The sequence below is a fragment of the Gordonia polyisoprenivorans NBRC 16320 = JCM 10675 genome (genome assembly GCF_000241325.1).
Taxonomy (GTDB): Bacteria; Actinomycetota; Actinomycetes; order Mycobacteriales; family Mycobacteriaceae; genus Gordonia; species Gordonia polyisoprenivorans.
Genome location: NZ_BAEI01000075.1, coordinates 133,409 through 152,100, shown reverse-complemented (window position 1 = coordinate 152,100; position 18,692 = coordinate 133,409). Strand labels below are relative to the sequence as shown.

The following is an 18,692-nucleotide window of genomic DNA, read 5'->3' as shown; positions in this document are numbered from 1 at the left end:
GGGGCTCGATTGCGGGGTCGTCAGTTGCGTGACCGGGACACGAAATCGGTTGCGGTGTCCGCGGCGAGCGACGCCGCCTCGGGAAGTTCGATGCCGGCGGCGAGGTGCGCGACCAGGGTTCCGGCGAAGACGTCGCCGGCCCCGGTGGTGTCGACGGCGGTGACTCCGCGCACGTTGATGCGGGTGACGCGACCGTCGTCGACGACGAGCACCCCCTCGGCGCCCAGGGTGATGACCGCCGACGTGCAGCGTGACCGAAGCCGTTGCGCCAGCAACTCGAGATCGTCGGCTGTGCCGTAGTAGGCGGCCTCGATCTCGTTGACGACCAGCGGGTCGGCCAGTGCCAGTATCGAATCATCCAGTGCCGCGACGGGACTGGGATTGAGGACGAAGCGCCTCAGATGGGCTCGGCACCACCGTGCAGCGGCGTCGGTGACCTCGCGGGGCGACTCCAGCTGTGTGAGAACCACTTCGGGGTCCAGTGCGTCCAAGGACGCCGTGACGCGATCGGCGGTCAGCTCGGCATTCGCACCGGAGAGCACGATGATCCGGTTGGTGCCGTCGGCGTCGACCTCGATGACCGCCCGTCCGCTGAGGCCGGTGACGCGACGAACGTGCTCGACGTCGACACCCTGAGCACGTTGATATTCGAGCATCGTGGTGCCCGCCGCGTCGTCGCCGACCGCGGCGATCAGCGACGTCGAGGTGATCGCTGCCGCTGCCGCGGCCTGATTGGCGCCCTTGCCGCCCGGCCGCTCCGTCTGGGACAGCCCGAGGACCGTCTCACCGTCGGCGGGTAGACGCTCGACGTGCACCACCTGGTCGAGATTGAGGGTGCCGACCACGGCGACACGCGACGAGGAGTTCATCGTGTCGATTATGCCGGTGAGGCGGTTGTGAAACCAGCACCGTGGCAGGGGGTCTCGAGGCCAGGCGCACGCGCCTCGCACCTCGACCATCGATGAAAGGCTCCCACCCGATGGTCGAGGTGGGAGGCGCCCCTGGCGCCGACCCTCGAGACCGCCGTCAGCCGAGGCTGGTTCGACCATCGGCCTACAGGAGACGTTCAGATCCCCAGGACGCCGGCGGTGGTGTTGGAGGCCCAGGTGCCGATGTCGTTGATCTGGCCGCGGGGCGCGTAGATCCACAGGGTCGGGCTGGTGGCGGCGCCGCATCGCACGCGGACGGGATGCCGGCCGGGTCGGACAGCGGAGCCCGGCAAGGTCAGCGTGCGTTCGGTGCCGTCGCGCACGAGAGTGCGCGAATCGACGACGACGGTGCAGCGACCGTCGGTGTGCGGGCCGGCTCCGATGTCATAGGTGATCGTCCAGTCGGCGCTGCCCGCGGTGGTGACCGCGAGCGTGGGGACCACCGCGGCCGAAGCCGGCCCGATACCCACGACACCGCCCACGGCACCGGTGATGACAACAAACGCCGTGGTCACGGCGATTCGGACAGGTATCGATCTCATGTCGGCGAGCTCCATTCGGCGCAAAGTTTTCGTGTTTCACATTTCATATATGAAGTATGTTAGCGTGACGATCGACAGTTGAGATCTCGATCACATGCCACACCTGGGGGTCGTATGGCGTTCGAGCTGCCCGCATCCAAGGGGCCGCTACGTGATCTGGCCAATGAGGCCGGACACACTTTGGGCTTTGCGCTACAGGCGATCGGTTCGCTCGTGGTCGCCATCTTCCGGTTCCGTCTCTCGATCACCGAAACGGTGAATCAGACGGTCTTCATCGGCCGGGTCAGTACCGGTCCGTCGTTGCTGCTGATGATCCCGGTCGGCGTGTTCATCGCGGTGTCGGTCGGCGAACTCGCCGGCCGCATCGGCGCCGGCGGCTATTCGGGCGCCGTCGTCGCCTTCATCATCGTCGGACAGGCCTCGGCGCTCGTCAGCGCGCTGATGATGGCCGGCGTCGCTGGCTCCGCGATCTGCACCGACCTGGGCTCCCGCAAGATCCGCGAAGAAGTCGATGCCATGGAGGTGATGGGCCTCAACGTGATCGAGCGGCTCGTGGCCCCGCGTATCGCTGCGGGGATCATCGTGTCGCTGGTCCTGTGCTCGCTGATCACCGTGACCGGCGTCGGGGCCTGCTACCTCTATCACGTCTACGTGCAACATCTTCCGGCCGGCGCGTTCATGGCGACATTCAGCCAGTACGGGCGCACCTCGGACTTCGTGATGGCACTGGTGAAGGCGGCGGTGTTCGCGCTGCTGTCGACGATCGTGGCCTGCTTCAAGGGATTACATGCTCGCGGCGGTCCACGGGGAGTCGCCGATGCCGTCAACGAGGCGGTGGTGATCGCCTTCGCTCTGGTGTTCATCTTCAACACCGTTCTGTCACAGCTCTATTCGGTGATGGTGCCGGCTGTGGGGTCGTACTAGATGGTCAGCGCAGACATTGGTTACCGCATCCGGGTGCGCTCGACGCGCCGCCTCTCCGCATTCGTCGACGGCTTCGTCCGGCTCGGCGAGTACGTCACCTTCATCCTGCGCGCGATCGCTGCGGTGCCCTACACACTCGTGCACTACCGCAAGCATGTACTCAACCAGATCGCCGAGGTGACCTTCGGCGGTAAGTCGCTGCTGTCCGGCGGTGGGACGATGGGCATCGTCCTGGCGATGTCGCTGGCCGCGGCCATGATGCTGGGCGTCGAAACCTATCGCGGACTGCAACTCGTCGGCATGACCACCTTGTCGGGCATGCTCTCGGCGATCGCCAACACCCGCGAGCTCGCTCCGGTCGTCGTCGCCATCGCGCTCGCCGCCAAGGTGGGCACCGGCTTCACCGCGCAGGTCGGTGCCATGCGGATCTCCGACGAGATCGCCGCGCTCGACGTGATGGCGATCCGCTCGATCCCGTTCCTCGCGACCACCCGCATGATCGCGGCGATGGTCTGCATCCTGCCGATTTACATGATCGGTCTGCTCGCCAGTTACATCGCGACCCGACTGGTGGTGGTCTGGTACAACGGCGAATCGTCGGGTACCTACGACTACTTCTTCCACCTGGCACTGACGCCCGCCGATCTGCTCTACTCGGCGATCAAGGCGGTGGTCTTCGCTGCGATCGTCACGCTCGTGCACTGTTCCTACGGATATTTCGCCAGCGGCGGTCCCGAAGGCGTCGGGCAGGCGGCCGGACGCGCCCTGCGAACCTCGATTCTGGCCATCGGCATCTTCGACGTCATCTTCACATTCGGGCTGTGGGGGCTGGTGCCCCAGATCCCGGGAATGGGGATCTGACGTGACGGTCATGCTGCCGGGCAATCCGGTGTCTCGCGGCGGATACATCGTGCGTGCGGTCATCGCGATGATCCTGGTCGGCGCCTTCGCATTCTGGATGGTCGCCCGCAGTACGCATCTGACCAACTCCGACCCCGTCATCCACGCCCAGGTCCCGGTGCAGGCCGGGTTGATCACCGCCGGTGCGCCGGTGCGATATCACGGCGTCAAGGTCGGCGAGATCTCGTCGATCGATGCGGGCACCCAGTCCTCCGAGGTGAACCTGACGATCGAGGATTCGGTGATCGGGTCGATCCCGTCGAACGTGATGATGCGTGTGCTGCCGCGAACGTTCTTCGGCGACATCTATGTTCAGCTCGTCCCCGCCCCGCAGCTCGAACACAGTGCGCATTCGCTGTCCGACGGCGACGAGATCACCGTGGATTCGGGTCCCGACGCGATCAACCTCTACGACATCTTCACCAAGATGAGCGACCTCATCGCCGAGGTACAGCCGGACAAGATGACCGTTGCCTTGGCGGCGGTGAACAAGGCCATCGGGGGTCGCGGCACCGACCTGGGTCTGATGATCGACCAGTGGGCCACCGCGTCGCAGCAACTCGAATCGGCGGTCGATGAGTTCATCGACGCCACACCGCAATTCCGGCGCGTCGTCGAATCCCTCAAGCGCGCCACGCCGGCGATCACCGAAACCCTCGCCTCGGTCACCCACATCTCCGAGGGCATCCTCGAGCACTCGCAGAGTCTGGCGTCGTTCTTCGCTTCGGCCGCAGGCTATCTGGGAACGGCGGGGCCGTTCGTCGCCGCACAACGCCAGAACCTGATCACCGTGCTGACCTCGACGTCGACGATCCTGTCCACCGTCGCCGACAACCCGAACGGGCTCTCTCGCACCCTGTCGGAGGCCGACAAGTTCGCCATCGCCGGAGCGCAGGTGTTCTCCACCGGAAAGTTCAACATCACCGCCGTGCCCACCTTCTCCCAACCGATGCCGTACACCGCGGCGGACTGCCCGACCTACGGCACCATGCGCGGATCACAGTGCACCGGAACAGGGGCCGAGATCGGCGTCGGTCCGGTGCGCGCGCCCGGTCAGCCGAACGGCACCGTGCTCAACCCGCCGGTGCGCACCCCGACCGCCCCGACCGCCACACCGTCGGCGTTCTCCGGTGACGTCACCATCGACGGTACCGGCGAACGTCCCGCCCTGCGCCGGCTCGAGGGCATGGTGGGCGTCGGATCGTCGGCCGATGAGGCCGGGGGACAGCCGAATCCGGCGACCGTGGTCATGCTCGGGCCGATGGTCCGCGGAGCGCAGGTGAGCCCGTCATGACCACCCTGTCCCCATGGACCCTGATCAAGGCGGTCTCGTTCGTGATCATCGGGATCGTGGCCGCGGTTCTCGTCGTGAACACACTGCGGGTGCCGGTGGGTGGGCCGACCGACGACTACGTCATCCACTTCGCCGACGCGGAAGGTCTCGTCACCGGCAACCCGGTCAAGATGGCCGGCGTGCGCATCGGTCGGGTCGATTCGATCGCGCTGGTGCCGGGAGCGAACGGGACCGCGCAGGCGTCGGTGACCGTGCAGGTCGAAAAGGACAAGGTCATCCCCGAACGCGTCCACGCCGCAGTGCGTTACGGCGACATGCTCGGCGCCCGCTACATCGCGCTGACCGCGGCCGGCGACGATCAGCCGGCCCGCACCGGCAACGAGATCCCGCTCACCGCAACGACTCCGCCGATCAACCTGACCGCACTGATGAACGGGTTCCAGCCGCTGTTCAGTGCGCTGCAACCGCAGCAGGTCAACGAACTCGCCCGCGGATTCGTCGACACCTTCGAGGGTCGGGCCGGTTCGGTGGAACTGCTGTTGCGACAGATCGCGAGCATGGGGCAGAACCTGTCGGAGAACGGTGTCATCTTCACCCGGCTGGTCACCAACATGAACGTGCTGATGACCACGGTCGAGAAACGCAGCCCGCAGATGACCGAACTGTTCACCGGCTTGAATCAGTTGACGTCGACGATCATCGGCGACAACGGGCAGCTCGGCGCGCTGCTCGACAGCGGCGATCGCGCGTTGTCGTCGCTGGCGCAGATGATGACGGCCGCCGACGGACAGTTCGCCTCGACACTGACCGGTCTGCGCGACGTGACATCGTCGTGGATTCCGCAGACCGAGCAGTTCACGCGGTTTCTCGAGCAGTTCCCGGTGATGGCCGCGAAGATCAATGCGAGCGGACGCTACGGCGGATTCATGATGCTCTACCTGTGCAATTTCACGTTGAAGGCTTTCGATCTGGAGGCCAACATCTTCGGGCCCCAACATTCCTCGGTGTGTAGGTGATCACGAATGTTCCTGGTCAGATTGATCGACGTCTTCGTCGGCATCCTCGAGTTCGTCTTCAAGTCCGACAAGCGTTCTCAAGGAGCCTCGCCTGCGGTCCTCGGTACCGCGGGCATCGTCACCCTGCTCGTCCTCGTCCTCGTGGCGATCGGTGTCCCGCAGCTGCGCTACGAACTGCGGACCTCGCCGTACGCCGCCGACCTCGCCAATGCGTCCGGTCTGACGACCGCCGACCCCGTTCTCGTCTCCGGGGTACCGGCCGGGCGGATCGAGAGCATCGACCTCGCCGGTGACCATGTGCGCGTGGGCTTTCGGCTCGACAACGGTCAGCCGCTGGGTGATCAGACCCGCGCCGGTGTCCGGTTGCGCACCGTACTCGGCAAGCGCTATCTGGAGATCGTCCCCGGCGGGCACGGACAGGTGGGCCCCGACAACACGATCCCGCTGTCCCGCACCGACAGTCCGTACAGTCTCGACGACATCTCGGCCGCCTCGGTCAACGCGTCCGCACAGATCGACCCCGACGTGCTGCGGGCGATGATGTCGACGATGAAGTCGATCATCCCGGATTCGACGACGCTCGACGCCTCACTGCGCGGGGCGGCCGGCGCCGCATCGGTCATCACCGGGACCGGCTCCCAACTCGACCAGCTGCTGTCGCTGTCCAAACGACTGGCCACCGTCACCGCGGCACAGACCGATTCGATCTCCGACGCGCTGTCGAGCGCGCAGGCGATCGTGCAGACCCTCGTGGTCCGGCGTGTGGTGCTGACCCGGCTCGTTGACAACCTACGCATCGTGCTCGGGCAGATGGCGGCCACCTTCCCGCAGGTACCGATGGGGCAATTGACCACCAACATCGAATCGGTGACGACGACCCTGAAAGACAACGTGGACCACATCAACGCGATCCTGCAACAACTGCCGCCGGCCATGCGCACCGTCACCGACGCCACCGGCAACGGCAACTGGGCCGACGTCGTCTCACCGTCGGCGGTGATCCCCGACAACATGCTGTGTGTGCTCGGTGTGATGCAGGGGTGCCGCTGATGACCTTTCGTCAGGTTCGCGAGGTCCGGCACCGGAAGCGCTACGGCGGGAAGATCTTCGCCGCACTACTGGTGGTCGCCGCGCTGGTCGCCGGGACGTGGTACATCTTCGGCCGTAGTCCCGACACCACCAGCGTCAACGCCGATTTCGCCTTCGTCAACGGCCTGTACACCGGTTCCAAGGTGACGGTCCTCGGGGTGCCGGTCGGCCAGATCACCGCCGTCGATCCGCGTGGCGATCACGTTCATGTGGAGATGACCATCGCCGGGGACGTCCGGCTGCCCGCCGACGTGCAGGCCTACGTTCTGAACCCGTCGGTGATCAGTGACCGTCACCTCGAACTCGGACCGGCCTACACCAAGGGCCCCGAATTCGCCGACGGCGATACGATTCCCCAACAGCGGACGCACTCGCCGATCAGTTTCGACCAATTGATGGGCAGCCTCGGCACGCTGACCAAGATCCTCGGCCCGTCGGCCGATCCGCAGTCGGCGGATGTGGGAACCCTGCTGGCCCGCACCGCACAGTCCTGGGATGGCGGCGGTCCCGAATTCAACACGGCGATGGGCCAATTGGCATCGGCGAGCGGGATCGTCGGCGCCCACGCCGACGACATTCAGGATCTCATCGACTCACTCAACCAACTCATGCAGACCTTCCAGGCCAAACAGGTTTCCCTCGACGGGTTGATCGACTCGATGGGAGCGTTGAGCAACCAGTGGGCCTCGGCCAACCAGGACATCACCACCCCGATCAACGATCTCAAGGTGATCTTCGATCAGGTCAACGCCTTCGTCATGGCCCACGGCAACGATGTCGGCGTGGTCGCCGACAACCTCAAGGCGCTCGGCGACACCCTCGCCGCCAACAAGTCGGGACTGGCCGAATTCATGGATCTCGCACCACTGATGATGCAGAACCTGTCGAGCACGATCGGCCCCGACCATCGGGGGCGAATCCGGCTGAACATCTCGACGACACTGACACAGTTCAAGACCCTCAAACCGCTGTGTGACCGATTCCCGATGTCGCTGTGTGTCGGTGCGGGACTGACCAATCCGATCTCGTTCCCGATCAGCTCGTCGGACCCGCTGGGCATCGTCTCGGCGATCTCCGGTGGCGCCCTTCCCCCACAGGGAGGCCGCTGATGGCAGCGATGCGAGGCGCCGGTGGATGGCGGCGGCCGGCGATCGGTGCCGTGGCCGCGCTGACAGTGGCCTGCGGTGTGAGCGGGTGTGCGACGGGACTGCAGGATCTGCCGTTGGCCGGTGCGCGTGGCACCTTCGACGTGACCGCCGAACTGAGCACCGCGGACGGCGTCGTCGACGGCTCCGACGTGCGCAGCGGCCAGCAGATCGTCGGCCGGGTCACCGACATCGCCCTCGACGGTGGGCACGCACAACTGACGCTGTCCCTCGACGACCACACCGATCTGCCGGCGAATGTCCGTGCCTCGGTGGAACTCCCGTCGGCGCTGGGCACCCCGTTCATCCGGCTGACCCCACCGCAGAACCCGCAGGGCCATCTCGGCGGGGGTGCCCGCATCGGTCTCGACGCCACCAGCGTCGGTCCGCAGGTGGAAGGGACCCTCGCGGCCCTGGGCAACGTCCTCTCCGGCAGCGGTGTGAGCCAATTGCAGTCTGTGATGGCGAGCCTGAACGAGGCGTTCGACCAACGCTCGGACAAGGTGGGCGTGCTGATCGACACCCTGAACCGCCTGCTCGCCCGATCATCGCGCTACACCGACGATTTCAACGCGGCGATGTCGGCGGCTGCCGACGTCACCGACACGCTCGCCGGACAGCAGAATCTCGTCGAGGACTTCTTGTCGCAGACCCCGGCTGCGGTCAATGTGCTGGCCGCGCAACGTGATCAGCTGGCCACCCTGATGTCACAGACCACCTCACTGGCCCGCAGCGCCGACGCGATCACCCGGGGCCGGCAACCACAATTGAATTCGCTGGTGACCGACGCGAACGCACTCGTGAGTTCGCTGGGCACCTTCAACGACAACGTGGGGCAGACGCTGACGCACATGAATCAGTTCATGGCCAACTTCACCCGGTCGATCCGTGGCGACTACCTGGTGTTCGACGGTGCCCTCGACATCCCCGGCGGCATCGACAAGATCCTCACCGGCGGGATGCTGCTGTCGGGACAGCCGCTGCCGACACCCGGCGATCTCACCGACGCCCTCACCGGCGGACTCCCCGGCGCCCACCGGCCGGGCCGCCCGACGCGACCGAACGGAGGTCGCTGACATGGCACTCACCCTGCGCGGCAAGCGATATGAGCTGCCGACCGGATCGATCCAGTTCGCGATCTTCCTGATCATCGCGGCGATCGTCATCCCCTACGGCATCAACTTCGTCGCCGGCCCGGAAGGCTTCGGCGACAAGCTCACCCTGCACGCCCGAATGGACAATGCCTTCGGCCTCACCGCGGGGACGGGCGTCACCCTGCGCGGGGTCGACATCGGCACCGTGCACTCTGTCACGCTCGACCGGTCGGGAGATGCCGCGAATGTCGAGCTCGTCGTGCGTGGCAGCACTCGCATCCCGAAGAACGCGTACATGCAGGTGACCATGGCGACGATGGCCGGCATCCAGAGCGTCGACATCATCCCGAGTTCCGACGACGGGCCCTATCTACACAGCGGTGACACCATCGCCGCGCCCGCCGACAAGCAGCCGATGCAGATGGATGCGATCATCGCGCAGGCCGCCAAGGTGCTCGAGAGCATCGGCCCGGGCAACCTCGCGACGGTCGGCAACGAGATGTACCAGGCCTTCGGCGAGAACCCCGATTCGTTGAACACCCTGGTGTCCAACGGACTCCAACTGTCGGATCTGGTCAGTCGCAATGCGCCGATCCTGCAGGGGCTCTTCGGTGACTGGCTCAACGTCCTGCACGCGATGAGTGACAACACCGCATCGTTCGAGACCGGGATGCGATCGGTGGCCTCCTTCACCGATCAGCTCGACGCCGAACAACCGGTGTTCGTCTACCTGCTCGATCACTCCCCGGCGGCGCTGAACCACGCACAACAACTGTTCGACAGGTATCGCGGCACCTTCGGTGGGGTACTGGCCAACCTGGCCACCGTGGAGCCGGTCATCAGCAACCGTTCGGCGGCCCTGCAGACCGGCCTGCAGACGATCCCGCAGGGTTTGATCGATCTGCGGTCCATCGTCAAGAACGGGCGCGGCGACTTCGCGCTCATCGGGACGCAGGGGCCGGTGTGCATGTTCTACGACGAACCGCGACGCACCGTCGGCGATCTCACGCCCTCGGACCCGAACCTCACCCGGTACTGCCCGCCCGGCAACGGACTCGAACAGCGGGGCGCCGTGAACGCGCCGCGTCCCGACGATCTCGGAACGTCCTCGTGGACGAGTCCCGGTGGGGTGTCGGGTCCACCGGCGGTCACCGATCCCCTCCTGATCCCCAACGGCGCCGAACTCCTGCAATGGTGGCGCGAACTCCTCGAAAGGGCACAACATGGCAACTGACATCACCGCGAGTGAGAAGACGGCACAACAGGATTCGGCACAACCGGATTCGGCACAACCGGATTCGGGCACCGGGACCCAGCCGACGGCAAAGGTGGCGGTGTCGGTGCCCAAGAACAGTCCGCTTGGCAAGAAGCGCACCAAGGCCGCGGCGGTCACATCGGAGGCCGAGCCGTCGGACGAGTCATCTGCCACCCAACTCAAGGACACCGAAGCCGGTGACTCGCAACAGGACTCGGTGAACACGCCGACGTCGGGGCGCACATCGGCATCGGAGCGGCGTCGGGTGCTGCCGTGGATCACCGGCGTGCTGGCGGTGCTACTCGTCGCAGCGATCGCCCTCGCCGGATACTTCGGGTACGAGGCGTTCTCGGGCAACGACTCCGACGGCGCGGTGACCGCGCAGATGCGCACACAGGCCACCGACACCGCACGTGATTACGCGATCAAGCTCTCGAGCTTCGACTATCGGGACCTCAACAAGAACCGTGATGCGATCGCGTCGATGTCGACGGAGAACTTCGCGGCCAAGTACAGCGAGATGGTGTCGGCATTGACCCAGATCGTCACCGACGGCAAGGGGGAGGCGACCGCCGAGGTCCCCCACGCCGCGGTGGAGAACATCGATGCCGGCACGGCGACGGTCCTGCTCTTCGTGAATCAGAAGGCCACCAACGTCGTCGCCCCCGACGGAAAGAACCAGCCGTACCGAATGCTGGTCACCCTCAAACGATCCGGCGACCACTGGCTCGTCGACAACGTCGAGACCATCTGAGGTCGCGCCACCCACCCGAGCACCTCCCACCGACGAAAGGGACCGTCATGGCCACCAGCTATCTCCCTGATCTCGACCATACCGCGCCCGAACTCACCACCGCCAGAACACGTATCAAGATCACCACCCGCAAACGCCGCGCCACGAGCCTGCGCAAACCCGCCCGCATCCAGGAGGCCATCGACTTCTGGTCCTTCGCCGGCGGTGCGGCCAACGTCGTCATGCAACTCGGCTGGCCCGAGGTCGCCTACGGCGTCATGGAGAGCAAGGTCGAATCGGGCTCGCTGATGCACCACCCGTGGAAACGGGCCCGCACCACCGGCCAGTACCTCGCCGTCGCGATCCTCGGCACCGAAGAGGAGAAGGCGGCCTTCCGGGAGGCCGTCAACTCCGCGCATCGTCACGTCCGCTCCGACGATCAGAGTCCGGTGAAATACAACGCCTTCAACCGGGAACTGCAGATGTGGGTGGCGGCGTGTCTGTTCGTCGGCATCGAGGACATGCACATCCTGCTGCACGGGGTGATGACCGAGGAGGAAGCCGACGAGTTCTACCAATCGGGCAAGACACTCGGCACCACCCTGCAGGTCCCCGAGGACATGTGGCCGGCCACCCGCAAGGAGTTCGACCACTACTGGAACGTGGCGTGCCAACGGATCGTGATCGACGACACGACGTGTGAGTTCCTCAACGACCTCGTCGACCTGCGGATGATCAACCCACTGATCCGGCTGCCGTTCGTGAATCTGCTGCGCTTTCTGACGATCGGCTCGCTGCCGCCGATCTACCGCGATCAGCTCGGCCTGGAATGGACCGACGACGACCGCAGACGTTTCGAGCACCTGTTCACGTTCGTCTCCGTGGTCAACAAGTTCCTGCCGAAGTCGATCAGATTCGGCGGCAGCCGCATGTTGATGCGGGATCTGCGCAGCCGGATGAAGCACGACAGGCCGATGGTGTGAGTGTGTCCGGTCACCGTCCACGTCTACGTGACAATTGCCCGATCCATCCGCTGGCGAGCGTGCGCACCGTACGGTTGACTGATCGTATATACCCCGCGGCCCTGCGACGGCCGAACGAGCGCCGCCACCGCGCCCGTCCGGCCTCGGTCATCGAGTCGTCGGGACGGGGATGAGGACAGGAGGACAGGCGATGGCTGCTGTGCGGCTGGGTCGTCGACAGCTCACCGACGAGGTCGCCGACCATCTGCGGACGCGCATCATGACCGGCGAGATCCGGCCGGGGGAGTTCATCCGGCTCGACGAGACCGCATCGGCGCTCGGGTGCAGTGTCACACCGGTACGTGAGGCGCTGGTGACGCTGCGCGGGGAGGGATTGGTCCGGTCGTCACCGCATCGCGGCTTCATCGTGGAGAGCCTGGGACGCGGCGACATCGTCGACATCTTCTGGATGCAGGCCGAGTTGTCGGCGCGGCTGGCGACCCACGCCATCGCCGACCCGGACCTCCCGAGAAGCCTCACCGACCTCGCCGAGATCGTCGACGAGTTGGAGAAGGCGGTGACCGCGGGCAACGCCGACCGGGTCCTGGATCGCGAATTCGCCTTTCACCGGCGGGTGAACCTGATGGCGCACAGCAAGAAGCTGGCGTGGTTCCTGTTCTCCGCCAACAAGTATTCGCCCGATGAGCTGTATGCCCAGGACTCCGAGTGGGGCCGGCAGGCGGTGGCCAGTCATCGTCGTCTCATCGGTTATCTGCGCGACGGTGACGAGAGCGCGATCCGCGAGGAGATCCACGCGCGATTCGCCGATGCCCGCGACCGACTGATCCGCAGTCTCGAGGCCGTCGGATTCTGGGACGAGGACTCCGACGCCGACTCCCGTGAGCACGCCTCATAGAGATCGCCGGCGGCCGGTCGCGTAGATTGCGGCGCATGTCGACACTCGATGGTGCCCTGCTGGTCCTGCGTTTGGCGGGTGGACATCAGGTGGCCCCGGACATCGAGACCCCGCACACCGTCCTGTACCCGGGCGCACACCGTGAGCTGCGGCGATACGGCACCGACGAGCAGGTCGCCGCGGCCCGCGCCACGGGGCGGCCGCCGGTGTTGCTCGTACCGCCGCTCGCGGTGTCGGCGCGTTGCTACGACCTCGGACCCGGCCAATCGGTGGTCGAACGGTTCCTCGAGATCGGTCGGGTGCCGTATGTGGTGGACTTCGGTGAGGTCGGTCGCGCCGAGCGGGACATGGGGTTCGAGGACTACTTCGACGACATCGTCCCGCAGGCCATCGACCGGGTCCTCGACGACCACCCGGGCGCCGAGCAGGTGGATCTGGTGGCGTGGAGTATCGGCGGCACGATCAGCTTGTTGACGGCCGCCGCGCACCCGGAACTGCCGATCCGCTCGATCGCCGCCATCGGCACACCCCTGGATTACGACGCGGTGCCTCCGTATCCGCTGGTCAAGAAGGTGATGAAGCCGACCGGCGGCAAGGCCGTCACCGCGGCATTGCGGGCATTCGGCGGCATCCCCGCCCCGCTGGTGCGCATCGCCTACCGCGGGACCGCGTGGCAGCGGGAACTGAAGAAGCCCGGCTACATCATGCGCAACGCCCACGACACCGAGGCGCTGGCACGCATGCAGGTCATCGATCGTTTCCAGAACTCGATGCCCGGATATGCAGGCAAGGTGTCGGAACAGATGTGGGAGAACTTCGTCTACCGCGGCGAACTCGCGTCCGGTGTGGTCGATTTCGGCGGACGCCGCGTGGACCTCACCTCGATCGCAGTTCCGATCGCGCTGTTCGGCAGTCACCGCGACGCCATCGCCAGTTGGCAGGCGGTGCGTCACGGCGTGGAAGTGCTCGCCGATTCCCCGCAGGTGCACTTCACCACCGTCGAGACCAGCCATCTCGGCCTGATCGCCGGTGAGGCGGCCACAAGCCAGACGTGGCCGCGGGTCGCGGAGTTCCACGCCGCGCTCGATGACTGAGCTGCGGTCAGCCGAGCGCTCTGGCCTCCACCCATTGGTGCACCAGCGGGACCACACCGGCACCCTCCCCGGACGCCGATGCGACCCGCTTCATCGACCCCGAACGGATGTCGCCGGCCGCGAACACACCCGGTGCGCTGGTCGCCAGGTTCGCCGGCGGTAGCCCGTCGCCCCAGCGATCCTTGGGAACATCACGCCCGGTGAGAACGAAACCGCGTGCGTCACGGGCGATGTCGTCGGGGATCCATTCGCAGTGCGGCTCCGCGCCGATGAGCAGGAACAGACCGCCGACGGCCCGCTCCTCGAGCGTGCCGGTGCTGCGGTGGCGCAGCGTGATCCGATCCAACGTCGGCGATCCACCGCCGTCGACGACCTCGCACCCGCCGCAGACGCTGATCCGCGGGTGATAGGCGATCTCGCCGATCAGGTACTGCGACATCGTCGAGGTGAGGTCGGCGCGCCGGACGACAATCGTCACCGATCGCGCAAATCGGGCGAGGTGGATCGCGGCCTGCCCGGCGGAGTTGCCGCCGCCGACGACGATGACGTCGCGGCCCTCCATCTCGCGTGCCGCCGACATCGCCGCCCCGTAGAACACCCCGAGCCCGACGAGTGCCTCGAGGGAGTCGACGCTGAGCCGGCGGTAGGCGACCCCGCTGGCGATGAGTACCGCGTGTGCGCGCACGTCGCCACCGTCGGTGATCAGGCAATGCGGCCGGTTCTCGACGCCGACTTCGAGTCGTTCGACGGCCCAACCCGAATAGAACCGCGCGCCGAAGCGCACCGCCTGGGTGCGGGCGCGCTGGGCCAGCCGCATGCCGGAGATGCCGCGCGGGAAGCCGAGGTAGTTGCGGATCATCGAACTCGTGCCGGCCTGGCCGCCGATCGCCGAGGACTCGATGACCACCGTCGACAACCCCTCGCTGGCGGCGTAGACCGCGGCGGCCAGGCCGGCCGGGCCGGCTCCGGCGATCGCGAGATCCACCACGGAGTCCTCGGCCACATCCGACGGGCGCCCGTACATCATCACCGACACGTCGCGCGCCGAGTCCGGGGCGATGACCGTGCGGTGGGACTTGCTGACCATCGACTGGACCAGGGGGAACCTCGGGCCGTCGGTGGTGTCGGTGCCGTCGATTGCGCTGTGGTCGAAGGCCGCCTGCGCCTCGCGTCCGGCGGGGCTGTCGGGGGTGTGGGTGCGGTGCGGCATGCCCATGCGGTCGAGGAGGTCGCGGATCTCCAGTGTCAGTGGGCTTTCCGTGTCGGCGATGATGCGAATCGATTCGACGACGGGCGCGGCGATCGTGGCACCCCAATCCGAGAGCATCTCGGTGATCGCGTAGTGGAACTCCTCGTCCCGGGCTCCGCGCGGCATGAGTAGGAATGTGTCGAACTTGCCCTTGCGCAACGGAATCCGAAGTGCTTCCGACGTCGTGGCGAAGCGGTCCCAGTGGATGACGACGACGCGTCGGGCGGTGGGGACGATGCTGCGGAAGGTGCCGAGTGCCTCGAGGATCGGCATGTCCGATAGTTCGGATTCGGCGACGATGAGCGCGATCGGCTCACCCTGCGAGGACAGTTGTCCGAGGGTGGTGATGGCCTCGATCGCCGAGGACACGCAGCGTACGTGGTAGTCGCGTCGGTAGCGGCCGAACTCGTCGGACAGGGCGTCGGCGTGGTTGCCGGTCACGAGAAGGATGGTCGGCGTGGGTGTTTCGGGTCCGGCCGCCGTGCCGGGCATCGGTTCGGTCACGGGGTGAGGTTTGCAGACAGACGGGCCATGCAGTCCAGTGTGACAGCAGGCCTCGACGACGGCCGTCGATACGTTTTCGCCGAAACGTCCCACCGAGGATGGCGATGGTGGTAGAAATCACTTACCGAAAGAGTCAAGGCTGACTGTTACAGTCGGCCGACTGTCGTGGACGACTTGTACGGGGGAGTCGAATGTCGGGAAGTGATCTGAATGCACGTGGCGACGCGACGTCGGCACAGGACTCGGGTGTGTCACGCCGTCGATTCCTGACCGGTGCGGCCGCGGCCGCCGTGCTCGCCGGAACCGCGGTCGCGATGCCGGGGGTCGCGGTTCCGGCGGCGCGGGCGGTACCGCCGACTCCGGCCCGACGGCGGCGGGTGGCGATCTTCGGCGGCGGGATGGCCGGTCTGTCGGCTGCGCACGAACTCGTCGAGCGCGGATTCGCGGTGACCGTCTACGAGCCGGCCTACCTCGGTGGTAAGGCGCGCAGCCACGACGTGCCCGGTACTGCGGCCGGAGGTCGGATGGCGCTGCCGGGCGAACACGGCTTCCGCTTCTTCCCCGGCTGCTATCAGCATGTCCCCGATACCATGTCGCGGATTCCGGTGCCCGGCGGCGGCACCGTGAAGAGCCGGCACCTCGTCGACGTCGACACCGCCGTCGTCGCATTCGCCGACGCCGGGTATGCCCCGACGATCGCGCCCGCCTCCATCGTGGGAATGATCGACCATGCCGGGGCCCTCGCGGCCCTGGACAACGTGCGTAATGCGCTGACGACCGGGCTGAAATTCGTCGTCGACATACCGCCGGCCGAACTCGCCTACTTCGTCACCCGGGAACTCATCATCGCCACGAGTTGCACCGAACGCCGAGTCGGCCAGTGGGAGAACCAATCCTGGATGCAGTTCGTCAAGGCCGACACCAAGTCGCCGGCCTATCGGCGGTATCTGGCCGGGGCGCTGACCCGGGCGCTGGTCGCGGCGAAATCGCAGACCGCCTCGGCGCGGACCATCGGGCAGATCGGCCTGGCGTTGGCGACCTCGGCGACTGGCCTGATCGGCAACTACGAGGCGGGACTGGTCCAGGGTGGTGTCGACCGAATCCTCAACGCCCCCACCAATCATGCGTGGATCGACCCGTGGGTCGCCTATCTGCGCCGGGCGGGTGTGCGGTTCGAGATGGGGGAGGGGGCAGCGGCATTCGAGGTCGGTGACAAGCAGATCACCGGGGTTCGCACCAGCTCCGGACGGCGGGTGGACGCCGACTGGTACGTCGCCGCGATGCCGCTGGATCGGATCCGCCCCTTGTTGGGGTCGGCCGTCCTCGGGGCAGCACCGGAGCTCTCCGGAATCCTTCGCCTGCAGGATGATTGGATGGTGGGCATCCAGTACTTCCTGTCCCGCCGCTCGAATCTGCCGCCTGGCCACATCGCGGCGTTGGGAACCCCCTGGGCGTTGACCGGTCTGTTCCAGGCGGCGCCGTGGGGCGTCGACTTCGCCCGGACCTACGGTGACGGACGCAGCAAGGATTGCCTGTCGATCGACATCTCCGATTGGGACACACCGGGAATCCTCTACGGCAGGACCGCCAAGCAGTGCACCCGTGACGAGATCGCCAAGGAGGTGTGGGCGCAGATGTCGAAGGCGATGAATTCCGGTGGGCGAGAGCTCCTGCGAAGCGAGGACATCGTGACCTGGTCGCTCGATCCCGGGATCACCTGGTCCCCCACCATCGCCAACGCGACCCCGCTGATGGTCAACACCGCAGGCTCGTTGCCGCATCGTCCCGGCGTCGCCACCTCGATCGCGAATCTGTTCATCGGCGGCGACCACGTCCGCACCAACATCGATCTGGCAACCATGGAGGGTGCCAACGAGTCCGGGCGTCGGGTGACCAATGCGATCCTCGACGCCGCGGACAGTCCGGCGCCGCATGCCGCGGTGTACCCGCTGTGGGAACTGCCGATGCTCGATCCGCTCAAGGCGCAGGACCGGGATCGCTATCGCGCCGGGCTGCCGCACATTCTCGACGTGTGACTGTCCTAGGCTGGACATGTGACCTCGCTTCCCGACGACGCGGACCGAGGCCGACCTGCCCCGCGACAGCGGCGAAGTGACCTGACCCGTGTCACGATTCTCAATGCGGCACTTCGGGTTCTGGTCGAGCGGGGCTATGCGCACACCAGCACCGTCGCGATCCAGGCCGAGGCGGGTGTGACCCGTGGGCGCATGCTGCACCATTATCCGTCCAAGGATGCGTTGCTGATGGCCGCGGTCGGGCATCTCGCCCGAACGCGGCTGGCCGAGTTGCCCTTCGGGATCGACTGGCCCGACGATCCGGTGGAGCGGATCTCGCAGGCGACCGAGGTGGGGTGGTCGACGTTTCACCAGCCTTACTTCGTCGCGTCGATGGAACTGTGGATCGCCGCGCGCACCAACGAGGCCCTGCGGACCGCGCTGCTACCCACCGAACGGGAGATCGGCGCGACGGTGAGGTCGGCGGTCGATGGATTCCTGGGCCCGGAACTGACCTCGGCGCCGGGATATGCGGCGCTGTATCCGGTGCTGCTCTCGAGCATGCGTGGGGTGGCCACGACCTATCTGATCGACCGCCGTGACCCGCGAACCGATCCGCACCTCGAACTGTGGAAGCGGATGCAGCGCAGGTACCTGCTGGGTGAGTGACCTGCGTAGGCTGACGAGCATGGCATTCGATCCCACTGTTGCTGGTGTCGCCGTCGGCCTGGTCGGCGGTTTCGGCGCTTTTCGTGCGACGGGCCGTCGCGAACTCGGCGGCGTCGTCGTCACCTCGGCCGGCGCCTACTGCACCCGCGAATGGCTGCGGCGCGGACCCGCGGTCGCGGGCGGACTCCTCGGCAGCTACGTTGCCGCCTTCGCCATCTCGCATCCCCTGGCGAAGAAGATCGGTGCGTGGCCGTCGGTCTTCGCGGCGACCGCTGCAGCGGCGGCGGTAACCGTCGCGGTGACCTCGGCGGTACCGGTCAAGAGCTGAGGGTCCCGTCGTGGCGTCGGACTTTCTGCCACAA

At 66.5% G+C, this 18,692-nt stretch carries 18 protein-coding genes; 15 read left to right on the top strand and 3 right to left on the bottom strand.

Annotated elements, in window-relative coordinates; genetic code table 11:
* Nucleotides 1–20: 20 nt before the first annotated feature.
* Nucleotides 21–869, bottom strand: coding sequence for a ribokinase (locus GOPIP_RS20675; protein WP_006371737.1), 849 nt, complete (start codon nucleotides 867–869; stop codon nucleotides 21–23).
* 197 nt (nucleotides 870–1,066) lie between these two features.
* Nucleotides 1,067–1,471, bottom strand: a complete 405-nt coding sequence (locus GOPIP_RS20670) for a hypothetical protein (RefSeq protein ID WP_006371736.1) — start codon at nucleotides 1,469–1,471, stop codon at nucleotides 1,067–1,069.
* A 114-nt stretch (nucleotides 1,472–1,585) separates the two neighbouring features.
* Here GOPIP_RS20670 and GOPIP_RS20665 point away from each other — a divergent pair, with 114 nt between their 5' ends.
* The 12 genes from GOPIP_RS20665 to GOPIP_RS20610 all read left to right on the top strand — a co-directional run bounded on the left by GOPIP_RS20665 (nucleotide 1,586) and on the right by GOPIP_RS20610 (nucleotide 13,893).
* Nucleotides 1,586–2,395, top strand: a complete 810-nt coding sequence (locus tag GOPIP_RS20665; RefSeq protein WP_006371735.1) for an MlaE family ABC transporter permease — start codon at nucleotides 1,586–1,588, stop codon at nucleotides 2,393–2,395.
* Nucleotides 2,396–3,256, top strand: a complete 861-nt coding sequence (locus GOPIP_RS20660) for an MlaE family ABC transporter permease (protein WP_006371734.1) — start codon at nucleotides 2,396–2,398, stop codon at nucleotides 3,254–3,256.
* 1 nt (nucleotide 3,257) lies between these two features.
* Nucleotides 3,258–4,589, top strand: coding sequence for an MCE family protein (locus GOPIP_RS20655; protein WP_035728524.1), 1,332 nt, complete (start codon nucleotides 3,258–3,260; stop codon nucleotides 4,587–4,589).
* The gene (locus tag GOPIP_RS20650) at nucleotides 4,586–5,605 is read left to right on the top strand and encodes an MlaD family protein (RefSeq protein WP_006371732.1); all 1,020 of its coding nucleotides are present in this window, start codon (nucleotides 4,586–4,588) and stop codon (nucleotides 5,603–5,605) included. Before GOPIP_RS20655 ends, GOPIP_RS20650 begins: the two co-directional genes overlap by 4 nt.
* Nucleotides 5,606–5,611: 6 nt before the next feature.
* Nucleotides 5,612–6,655 carry an MlaD family protein gene (locus GOPIP_RS20645; RefSeq protein ID WP_006371731.1) on the top strand — a complete coding sequence of 348 codons (1,044 nt, stop codon included), beginning with the start codon at nucleotides 5,612–5,614 and terminating at the stop codon, nucleotides 6,653–6,655.
* Nucleotides 6,655–7,803, top strand: a complete 1,149-nt coding sequence (locus GOPIP_RS20640; RefSeq protein WP_006371730.1) for an MCE family protein — start codon at nucleotides 6,655–6,657, stop codon at nucleotides 7,801–7,803. The genes GOPIP_RS20645 and GOPIP_RS20640 overlap by 1 nt, the downstream gene beginning before the upstream one ends.
* The gene (locus GOPIP_RS20635) at nucleotides 7,803–8,915 is read left to right on the top strand and encodes an MCE family protein (RefSeq protein ID WP_006371729.1); all 1,113 of its coding nucleotides are present in this window, start codon (nucleotides 7,803–7,805) and stop codon (nucleotides 8,913–8,915) included. Before GOPIP_RS20640 ends, GOPIP_RS20635 begins: the two co-directional genes overlap by 1 nt.
* A gap of 1 nt (nucleotide 8,916) precedes the next feature.
* Nucleotides 8,917–10,167 carry an MlaD family protein gene (locus GOPIP_RS20630; protein WP_006371728.1) on the top strand — a complete coding sequence of 417 codons (1,251 nt, stop codon included), beginning with the start codon at nucleotides 8,917–8,919 and terminating at the stop codon, nucleotides 10,165–10,167.
* A complete protein-coding gene (locus GOPIP_RS20625) occupies nucleotides 10,157–10,942 on the top strand; it encodes an Rv1363c family protein (RefSeq protein ID WP_006371727.1) in 786 nt (261 codons plus the stop codon). The genes GOPIP_RS20630 and GOPIP_RS20625 overlap by 11 nt, the downstream gene beginning before the upstream one ends.
* A 47-nt stretch (nucleotides 10,943–10,989) precedes the next feature.
* The gene (locus GOPIP_RS20620) at nucleotides 10,990–11,904 is read left to right on the top strand and encodes an oxygenase MpaB family protein (protein ID WP_006371726.1); all 915 of its coding nucleotides are present in this window, start codon (nucleotides 10,990–10,992) and stop codon (nucleotides 11,902–11,904) included.
* Nucleotides 11,905–12,094: 190 nt separating this feature from the next.
* Nucleotides 12,095–12,799 carry a GntR family transcriptional regulator gene (locus GOPIP_RS20615; protein WP_006371725.1) on the top strand — a complete coding sequence of 235 codons (705 nt, stop codon included), beginning with the start codon at nucleotides 12,095–12,097 and terminating at the stop codon, nucleotides 12,797–12,799.
* A 35-nt stretch (nucleotides 12,800–12,834) separates the two neighbouring features.
* The gene (locus GOPIP_RS20610) at nucleotides 12,835–13,893 is read left to right on the top strand and encodes a polyhydroxyalkanoate synthase family protein (RefSeq protein ID WP_006371724.1); all 1,059 of its coding nucleotides are present in this window, start codon (nucleotides 12,835–12,837) and stop codon (nucleotides 13,891–13,893) included.
* 7 nt (nucleotides 13,894–13,900) lie between these two features.
* On the opposite strand, the gene GOPIP_RS20605 is transcribed toward GOPIP_RS20610, so the two are convergent.
* Entirely contained in the window at nucleotides 13,901–15,634 is a 1,734-nt protein-coding gene (locus tag GOPIP_RS20605; protein WP_006371723.1) for an NAD(P)/FAD-dependent oxidoreductase, read from the bottom strand.
* 203 nt (nucleotides 15,635–15,837) lie between these two features.
* Between GOPIP_RS20605 and GOPIP_RS20600 the strand changes: the two genes are divergently transcribed.
* From GOPIP_RS20600 to GOPIP_RS20590, 3 genes are read left to right on the top strand one after another with little or no spacing between them, the layout of a single operon-like run.
* Nucleotides 15,838–17,682: a hydroxysqualene dehydroxylase gene (locus tag GOPIP_RS20600; RefSeq protein WP_006371722.1), complete on the top strand. Its 1,845-nt coding sequence runs from the start codon at nucleotides 15,838–15,840 to the stop codon at nucleotides 17,680–17,682.
* Nucleotides 17,683–17,700: 18 nt separating this feature from the next.
* Entirely contained in the window at nucleotides 17,701–18,330 is a 630-nt protein-coding gene (locus GOPIP_RS20595) for a TetR/AcrR family transcriptional regulator (RefSeq protein ID WP_006371721.1), read from the top strand.
* A 19-nt stretch (nucleotides 18,331–18,349) separates the two neighbouring features.
* Entirely contained in the window at nucleotides 18,350–18,658 is a 309-nt protein-coding gene (locus tag GOPIP_RS20590) for a hypothetical protein (RefSeq protein ID WP_020173121.1), read from the top strand.
* The last annotated feature ends 34 nt before the right edge of the window (nucleotides 18,659–18,692 follow it).

What these genes read in the sequence shown, in the direction of transcription:
- GOPIP_RS20645 (WP_006371731.1), top strand. Translation starts at nt 5,612, where the DNA reads ATGTTCCTGGTCAGATTGATCGACGTCTTCGTCGGCATCCTCGAGTTC.
- GOPIP_RS20630 (WP_006371728.1), top strand. Translation starts at nt 8,917, where the DNA reads ATGGCACTCACCCTGCGCGGCAAGCGATATGAGCTGCCGACCGGATCG.
- GOPIP_RS20620 (WP_006371726.1), top strand. Translation starts at nt 10,990, where the DNA reads ATGGCCACCAGCTATCTCCCTGATCTCGACCATACCGCGCCCGAACTC.
- GOPIP_RS20610 (WP_006371724.1), top strand. Translation starts at nt 12,835, where the DNA reads ATGTCGACACTCGATGGTGCCCTGCTGGTCCTGCGTTTGGCGGGTGGA.
- GOPIP_RS20665 (WP_006371735.1), top strand. Translation starts at nt 1,586, where the DNA reads ATGGCGTTCGAGCTGCCCGCATCCAAGGGGCCGCTACGTGATCTGGCC.
- GOPIP_RS20670 (WP_006371736.1), bottom strand. Translation starts at nt 1,471, where the DNA reads ATGAGATCGATACCTGTCCGAATCGCCGTGACCACGGCGTTTGTTGTC.
- GOPIP_RS20605 (WP_006371723.1), bottom strand. Translation starts at nt 15,634, where the DNA reads ATGCCCGGCACGGCGGCCGGACCCGAAACACCCACGCCGACCATCCTT.
- GOPIP_RS20625 (WP_006371727.1), top strand. Translation starts at nt 10,157, where the DNA reads ATGGCAACTGACATCACCGCGAGTGAGAAGACGGCACAACAGGATTCG.
- GOPIP_RS20600 (WP_006371722.1), top strand. Translation starts at nt 15,838, where the DNA reads ATGTCGGGAAGTGATCTGAATGCACGTGGCGACGCGACGTCGGCACAG.
- GOPIP_RS20590 (WP_020173121.1), top strand. Translation starts at nt 18,350, where the DNA reads ATGGCATTCGATCCCACTGTTGCTGGTGTCGCCGTCGGCCTGGTCGGC.
- GOPIP_RS20675 (WP_006371737.1), bottom strand. Translation starts at nt 869, where the DNA reads ATGAACTCCTCGTCGCGTGTCGCCGTGGTCGGCACCCTCAATCTCGAC.
- GOPIP_RS20615 (WP_006371725.1), top strand. Translation starts at nt 12,095, where the DNA reads ATGGCTGCTGTGCGGCTGGGTCGTCGACAGCTCACCGACGAGGTCGCC.
- GOPIP_RS20650 (WP_006371732.1), top strand. Translation starts at nt 4,586, where the DNA reads ATGACCACCCTGTCCCCATGGACCCTGATCAAGGCGGTCTCGTTCGTG.
- GOPIP_RS20640 (WP_006371730.1), top strand. Translation starts at nt 6,655, where the DNA reads ATGACCTTTCGTCAGGTTCGCGAGGTCCGGCACCGGAAGCGCTACGGC.
- GOPIP_RS20635 (WP_006371729.1), top strand. Translation starts at nt 7,803, where the DNA reads ATGGCAGCGATGCGAGGCGCCGGTGGATGGCGGCGGCCGGCGATCGGT.
- GOPIP_RS20660 (WP_006371734.1), top strand. Translation starts at nt 2,396, where the DNA reads ATGGTCAGCGCAGACATTGGTTACCGCATCCGGGTGCGCTCGACGCGC.